The organism is Edaphobacter aggregans DSM 19364 (assembly GCF_000745965.1).
Classification (GTDB): domain Bacteria; phylum Acidobacteriota; class Terriglobia; order Terriglobales; family Acidobacteriaceae; genus Edaphobacter; species Edaphobacter aggregans.
Map to the genome: position 1 here is coordinate 1 of NZ_JQKI01000201.1, position 7,400 is coordinate 7,400.

The window sequence follows — 7,400 nt, forward strand, 5'->3', positions numbered from 1 at the left end:
GCTGAAGACCCGGTAGGGAAGCGAGTACCCTTTCCATCGAACCTCTAATACTACTGTGTTATAAACGTAGATGCAGACAACAGGGACATCTGGGCAGAGAGCGTGCAAGGTGGGTTGCGATCTGTCGGCGCAGGGTGGTAATGGATTGAGGATTATGCCGTTCTGTGCGGACGGGCAGCGCCTCTGGGCGTGTAGTCGGATCGCACGCGGGGTATGTGAATCTGGATGTGGGCTGCTTTGATTGGCCACGAGTTGCTTGAGGGGGGGAAAAAGGCACCGCTCCAGAACCAGGAAGCTATAGGCAGCGATCGATAGAGTTGCATGATGATGAAACCCGCGCCAGTTCCGGCCTTCGAAATGTCCCAGGCCAAGTTGGTCATTTTTGCCCAACGCCTCGAAAAGGTAAAATTGGCGGGGTCAGTCGCGCTGGGTGGTGTCGGCCATCCTCGTTTCACTGTCTCGGCTGCCCCTTGCACTGAATGTCTGGGGTCGCCGATGGGCCTTCTTGTAAACGCACCTATCAATTAACGCCTTTCTTCCGAGCTTCTTGCCTTCCCTGAAAGTCTTCGCGCATGGCCCGTGACGCCCGGCTGTCGATCCTGACCGCTCAAGAAGTCGACGAACTTTATCGCCTGCCCCGCTTTACCGAAGCCGATCGCCGCCTTTACTTCGATCTGAGCACAGCGGAGCTGAAGCTGGTCGATGACGTGGTGACACTTTCGGTGGCGGTTCACCTCGTTCTTCAGCTTGGATACTTCAAAGCCAAACGGCAGTTTTTCGTCTATGGCCTCCAGGCGGTCGTAGACGATCTGGAGCACATCCTTCGTCGCCACTTCTCCGCGCGGCATCTATCTGAAATCAACCGCTCTCGAAACCCACTCGCCTGGAGCAACAGAGAGCCATTCTCAAGCTGTTCGACTACCGATCCTGTGATGCCGGTGCAAAGAAGGAACTTGAAGGGAAGGCGCAGCGTGTGGCGATGCTGTCGGCGCAGCCGGTCTTCATTCTGCGCGAAGCCTTGCAGTACCTGGCTCAACGACGCCTCGTCGCACCGGGCTACACCTACCTGCAGGACATGGTTGGGCGGACTGTCTCCGGAGAACGTTTGCGCATCACCCGCCTACTCGGTCGCGCGCTGACCCCGGAGGTCGAGCGGCAACTAGAGGCTCTTCTTGAGGCCGACGAGGGAATGTACCGGATCAGCCTGCTCAAACACGAGCCCAAGGACTTCAGTTATGGCGAGTTGCGTCAGGAGGTCGAGCGCGGCAAGTTCTTCCAGCCGTTGTTCGCGTTCGGTCAAACCTTTCTGGCGTCTGCTGGCCTATCGAACGAAAGCGTGAAGTACTACTGCTCACTGGTCCAGTTCTACACCGTCTACAAGCTGCAGCGGATGGCCGTCCCGACGGTCCGCTTGTATCTGCTGTGTTTTGCCTCGCATCGCTTCCGCCAGATCAACGACAACCTGATCGAGGCCTTCATCCATCTGGTCGACGATTACGAGCAGCAAGCCAAGATCGCGGCCGAGATCGCGGCCGCGGAGTCCATGGCAGAGGCGACCGGGAATCTCCAGGCTGCGGGGCAGGTGCTGAATCTGTTCCTCGATCCGGCCATCGCGGATTGGACGCCCTTTTCGAAGGTCAGGCAGCAGGCGTTCTCCATGCTCGATGCCGAACGCTTCGCACAGGTCTCGGAGTATATGTGCAAGATCGAGTTCGATAAGACGGCGTTCGAGTGGTCGTTCTACGGCACGCTACACTCGAAGTTCAAGCTCAATCTGCGTCATCTGTTCGCGAGTCTGGACTTCGCCGGCCTGGTCGAGGATGTGCCGCTGCTCGAAGCGGTCGCCTTCCTGCAGGAGATCTTGCGCCACGGCAGCTCGCCTCGTCAGATGAACCCCTCCAACTTCCCGGCAGGCATCATAGCCAAGGGCGTGCAGCGTTACATGTACACCGAAGCCGAAAAACGCAAGGACAGGAGGCTCGATGTCGACCGCTACGAGTTCCTCATCTATCGCCTGCTGCGGAGAGCTCTTGAAGCTGGCAACGTATACGTTCGGGACAGCAACGAGTTCCGCAGCTTCGAAGACGATCTAATCCGCCCCGAACGTTGGAAGGACAAGGACGCGGTTCTGCGTGAGATCGGTGCGCCGGTTCTGCTGGCACCGATCGAAGAGACGCTGGCCGCCTTCCATACAGAACTCGCAGACAAGTTCGAGCGCGTCAACTGGCGGATCGAGAATGGCGACAACAAGCACATCAAGATCGCCGGCACCGGTGACAAGCGCCGCTGGACGCTGATCTATCCATCAGAGGAAGAACCCATCAACAGCCCGTTCTACGGACCGTTGCCCGGCATCGGCATCGCTGACCTCTTGCGGTTCGTCGCAGAAAAGACTGGGTTTCTCAGCGCCTTCACGCATGTTCTGGGTCGTTACGTGAAGCAGGAGGCCGATCCGCGCCATGTGCTCGCCTGCGTCGTCGCCATGGGAACCAACATGGGCCTTTGGAAGATGGCGGAAGTGTCGGGCCTCGGCCACTCGGCGCTGATGACGACGGCACGAAATTTCTTGCGGGCCGAGACGCTGCATACCGCCAATGATGCCGTCTCGAACGCTACCGCGGAACTCGCGATGTTCGACCAGTACGACATCGACGGGATCAAGCACTCCAGCAGCGACGGCCAGCGCATCGAAACGCAGGTTCCCACCATCAATGCCAGGCATGGCAGCAAATACTTCGGTTTGAAGAAGGGTGTGAGCGCGTATACCCTCGTCGCCAACCACGTGCCCTGCAACGCCCGCATCATCGGTACCCACGAGCACGAGTCCCACTTCGTCTTCGACATTCTGCACAACAACACGACAGACATCCAGCCGGAACGGCACTCCACCGACACCCACGGCACCAACCAGGTCAACTTCTGGCTGCTGTTCTTTGACGGATACCAGTTCGCGCCGCGCTACCGCGATCTCCACAAGAGGATCGCCAGCCTGGTCGATTTCCGCCACTCCGCCCACCATGCCGGCCGCCTCATCAAGCCAGTGCGCAAGACCCGCGACGCCTTGATCGTCGAGGAATGGCCGAACATCCAGCGCATCATGGCGTCGCTTGCGCAAAAGGACGTGACCCAGGCTACGGTCGTGCGTAAGCTGAGCTCCTACGCCCGCCAGAACCAAACCAAGAAAGCGCTTTGGGAGTTGGACAACATCCGGCGAACCATCTACATACTCGACTTCATCGACGATCCCACTCTGAGGCAGAGCGTTCAGACAGCCCTCAACCGAGGCGAGTCCTACCACCGGATGCGCCGTGCCATCTCCTACGTCAACTCAGGCAAATTCCGGGTGAAAACCGAAGCGGAGCAGCAGATATGGAACGAGTGCTCCCGGCTGATCGCCAACACCATCATCTTCTACAACACCCTGCTCCTGTCGCGCGTCTACGAACAGAAGGTCGCAGCCGCCGATCTAGAAGCCATCAAGATCCTCAAGGGCATCTCGCCCGTCGCCTGGCGCAACATCAACCTCATCGGAAACTTCGACTTCACGACCAGCTCGACACCGGTCGACATCGAAGCCCTGGCAGCCCGCTACCAGAACCAAGACTTTTGGCACCGCTCCATGACCGAAGCAGAGGGGGACGGGCCACCCGTGTGAAAATCGCCAATTTTACCTTTTCGAGGCGTTGGGCAAAAATGACCATAACGAGGTTGTAGCGATTACCACCTGGGCCGACAGCGCGGTTCCACTCGCTGGCTTGTACTTCCGTAGCGTCGAATATCGACATATGGACCCGGAGGACGTTCTCAGCGGGGCAGGTACGCAGGCCAACGGGGGCCGATTTGCTTCGGCGGGCACGAAAGCCGTCTACCTTTCAGCGACGGATAGTGGAGCCAGCAAGGAGGTAACGGCGCGAAAGGCTAGACTCGGCGGTGCAGCACAAATCACGGTCGCCAAGTACCCTCGAGTTGTCTATGCGGTTTCCGTCAATTTGGAACGGGTCTTGGATCTCACCACCGTCCCCGTGTCTGCTGTACGCAAGAAGTGTCTTTCGGCCAACGAGCTTGTGCCCAGCATGGAACTTGCCGCGCATCTTCAAATGGCCGGTGTCCAGGGTTTGGTGTTCCCGAGCGTGGTTGCTGGTGGCGATGACAACCTGATCGTCTACTTGGCTAATTGCAAAGCAGGATCTCTCAAATTAGTGAATGAGGCGGAGTTGATTGCCCAGGCGAAGCTTATCGCGTCAAGAACTCGTTGAGTGGGTAGTCGCGCCGGTCGTCAGCGGAGATGGCCGATGTCGTTATTGGGGACACCTCACGAAACGGAAATTTATGTAGTGCGCCGGGAGGCGAAGTCGCCTTTTGGATGCTCTCTATCCTTTTTGGGGGGCGACAGAAATTCTGCTTTTGCTGTCCAGCGATGTTCAAATCCGGAGACAGCAGGGCCGCAACAGCGCTCGCTGTGCCGGGGACAGTATCTGGATCAGTGTCTGAAAACAACGGTGGATGAGATCATCGCAATCTCATCCACCTAAAGCCGACGATTATTCGTCGTCGGCTCCGTCCGAGGGATCGTCTGCTGTCTCGATCTTCGAGAGCCGCTTCATGCTGATGGCGTGGATCTCGGCGATCCGGTGCTTGAAGGTGGTCCCTTTGACCTCATCCTCTACTTCGCGATATCGGAGAATGCCTTCCAGGGTGACGAGCTGCCCCTTCTGGAGCGTCTTGGCGAACTTCGAGAGATTCCTCCAGGCATAGACGCGATGCCATTCGGTGCGATTCTCGTAGTCGCCCTTGTCGTTCTTCCAGCTTTCCTGGGTTGCGATGTTGAGGACGACGTACTCTTTGTTGTTCTGAGTGGTTTTGGCTTCTGCGTTCTGTCCGAGGCGGCCGATGAGGATGACTTTGTTGAACATGATGGTTGGCCCCCGTTCCTTTGGTTTGTCCGCTGTCTGCGGTACATGCTTGCCCAACGGGTGTGCCGTCACGACCCACTCCCTCGGCGACTGGACAGAATCTGCTGTCGCGCTGCACTAAAATCCCGGACTTGTTTAAAGGACGATGAATTACTGCAGGTAAATCCCGGATTTAGGAAACGCATCATGCACTTGAATCCCGGACTGGGCACCAGACGAAATGAGGAAGAAGGTGCTGATTCCGGTGTGAATGGGACGGTGGAAACATAAGAATGGCATAGGGTGGCATAGGGTAGGGCAGTGATCGAATTGGCTGTGAGCTCGGTGGGCGTTTTCCAGGTTTTGTACTTAAATCCCGGAAATCGCGGACAAACTTCAGCTCAAAGTTCGTCCGGGATTTAAGTACAAAATTCCGGTATTTACGTGCAGTAACGTTGCAGCTAAATACCGGAAAATCCTTGAAAATAAAGAAGAGCTTGTCCGGGATTTAAGTGCAGCGTGACAGCGGAGCGCGAGAAGAATATTGAGCTGGCCGACCGCATCAAGCAGATCAGTCCGGTCAGCTGGAAACATGTGAACTTCTATGGAAAGTACATCTTCCGAGACGACGGCGAGGTCGTCGATCTCGACCAGATGGTCAGCCAATTGGTGGCAATTGAATGGGAAGGTGCAGATCCCAAACAGCCGAACTGACTGACCGCACTGCGGCAAAATTGACTTTTCGCGGTTTTAGTCAAAAACACCCAGATTGGCCTCTTTAGCCGCCAATGCCTCGGAAAACGCAGGATCGGGGATATCGTCACCCTCCGCCGCCAAGCCAAAGCCTGGAATCGCAGTGCAAACCGCCACAAGATCACCATCAAGTGGAAGTTCACAAGGAAGCTGGCACGCCTGAAACTGAACTACTCATTCAAGCGGTCACAGTACTAGGGCCTCGGCAGGAAAGTCCTTTATATTATTGGTGACAATCATGCTCGCACCGCCGCGTACCGCGGCCGCGAGAACATGCCCGTCATTTGGGTCAGGCAGATTCAGAGCCGGCACAAGCTGCCGGTATCCAGTAACAAGGGCGTCAGGAGCTTGCTTGTCCATCAACTGCCGCGTGCGTTCGAGCCGCAGATTACACCCACTTTAGCGATCGGGTTGGCAGACCGTTTCTCATATCCAATGTTCTTGCAGACTAGGGCCCGCGTACAGCAATAGCTCCCACGATTCCAACGCGCACCTGGTTTACCTTTATCACTTGGAGAGGAATGCTTCATCTAGCTAGGTGGGCGGCGGATTCTATGTCCAGGTAGAGGGTTGCGTCCGGATGGGTGCGTAGGATGGTAGCCGGGCACGTCGTTGAAATTGGCTCTTCTAGGGTTCTCCGGATAATGTCAGCTTTGCGGCTTCCCGGCACAATCGCGATCAGTTTGGGCACGCGAAACAGTGTGGGAATAGTGAGAGTGATAGCACGCTCCGGGACTTCCTGATAGGTATTGAACCAACCCTCGGCCGCCTGCTGTTGACGGCATATGGTATCAAGATGCACGATCTTCATATCCAAAGGATCGTTGAAGTCAGCTTCGGCTGGATCGTTGAAGGCCAAGTGTCCGTTTTCTCCGACTCCGAACAGACAGAGTTGCGGGTCAGCCGAGCGAACTTTCTCTGCATAGTCCCGGCATTCCTGCTGAGGATTCGGGGCTGTCCCATCGATCGCAGAGAATTCCTTCATTTGCATCTGTTGCGGCAGGTTCTCTCGAAGATACCGGCGGAAAGAAGACGGATGATCGGCCGGTATGCCGATATATTCGTCCATATGAAAGCCGCGAACTTTATGCCAAGGCAGACCCTCGATTGCGTTGAGAGCGTGAAGGGTATTAAGCTGTGAGGCTCCCGTTGCAAAGATGACGCCGATAGTCTCTCGTAAAGCGTCTAACTGTTGCAACGCTTGCGCAGTTGCTCGTGCCGCCGCCTGTCCGGCAGCCTTGCTGTTGGGATGAATCTCGATCTTCAAAGTTCCGACTGTAAGAGATTTCATCTCCATCTCCGATTCCGTCATGCATTTCTCCCTTGTAAGATTTTGCAAATTAGATTCAACTGAGCCATCGGTTTGTAAGTCATGATGCAATCACTCCCCTTACACAAAAGGTAATTTGGGCCACCTGTCTGGCTTGGCGGTATGCAACCGCCTCGCGGGGGGCTCTGCAGGACTGGGATGCTATGGCGAATGGTGATGGTGTCTTCTCCTATCAAGACGTCTTTCACAACAAGCCGTACGATTCGCTGGCGCTCATCGATACTCAGCGTATCAGCAGCATCGTGCAGGCGGGCGAGGAACGCCGTGAGGGCCTCCGCGAGGCGTAGGAAGGTTGCTCTATCGTCGGCCTGGTCAGTGATTGCCTGTAACTCAGCACGGACCGACTGTTCGCGCTGGCGCAGTGCAGGCATACGCTCACGCAACTGCTCGATGGACATGAGTGCTTCCTGGTATGCGCTGAGAAG

6 protein-coding genes and 2 pseudogenes are annotated in these 7,400 nt (G+C 56.4%); 5 read left to right on the top strand and 3 right to left on the bottom strand.

Translation table 11 applies throughout. The features are described from left to right. Window positions 1-572 precede the first annotated feature (572 nt). From Q363_RS47120 to Q363_RS29250, 3 genes and pseudogenes are all read left to right on the top strand, one after another. Window positions 573-806, top strand: a pseudogene (locus tag Q363_RS47120) (DUF4158 domain-containing protein); the annotation flags it as partial. A gap of 71 nt (window positions 807-877) precedes the next feature. Then, window positions 878-3,655 (top strand): annotated as a pseudogene (locus Q363_RS29245) (Tn3 family transposase); the annotation flags it as partial. A gap of 28 nt (window positions 3,656-3,683) precedes the next feature. Beyond that, window positions 3,684-4,256, top strand: coding sequence for an RES family NAD+ phosphorylase (locus tag Q363_RS29250; RefSeq protein WP_035357761.1), 573 nt, complete (start codon window positions 3,684-3,686; stop codon window positions 4,254-4,256). Window positions 4,257-4,541: 285 nt separating this feature from the next. Here Q363_RS29250 and Q363_RS29255 read toward each other — a convergent pair whose 3' ends face one another. Continuing rightward, window positions 4,542-4,985, bottom strand: a complete 444-nt coding sequence (locus Q363_RS29255; protein ID WP_245632549.1) for a single-stranded DNA-binding protein — start codon at window positions 4,983-4,985, stop codon at window positions 4,542-4,544. Between the two features lie 426 nt (window positions 4,986-5,411). Between Q363_RS29255 and Q363_RS29260 the strand changes: the two genes are divergently transcribed. Further along, complete coding sequence (locus Q363_RS29260) at window positions 5,412-5,606, top strand: hypothetical protein (protein WP_035357763.1); 195 nt, start codon at window positions 5,412-5,414, stop codon at window positions 5,604-5,606. Between the two features lie 225 nt (window positions 5,607-5,831). Here the strand turns inward: Q363_RS29260 and Q363_RS39460 are convergent, their stop codons facing one another. Beyond that, complete coding sequence (locus tag Q363_RS39460; protein ID WP_084080893.1) at window positions 5,832-6,005, bottom strand: PIN domain-containing protein; 174 nt, start codon at window positions 6,003-6,005, stop codon at window positions 5,832-5,834. A gap of 166 nt (window positions 6,006-6,171) precedes the next feature. Beyond that, window positions 6,172-6,957 (bottom strand): glucosamine-6-phosphate deaminase, encoded by a 786-nt coding sequence (locus Q363_RS29270; RefSeq protein ID WP_051979503.1) that lies wholly within the window; start codon window positions 6,955-6,957, stop codon window positions 6,172-6,174. 161 nt (window positions 6,958-7,118) lie between these two features. Between Q363_RS29270 and Q363_RS41520 the strand changes: the two genes are divergently transcribed. Beyond that, window positions 7,119-7,262, top strand: a complete 144-nt coding sequence (locus Q363_RS41520) for a hypothetical protein (protein WP_157467828.1) — start codon at window positions 7,119-7,121, stop codon at window positions 7,260-7,262. The last annotated feature ends 138 nt before the right edge of the window (window positions 7,263-7,400 follow it).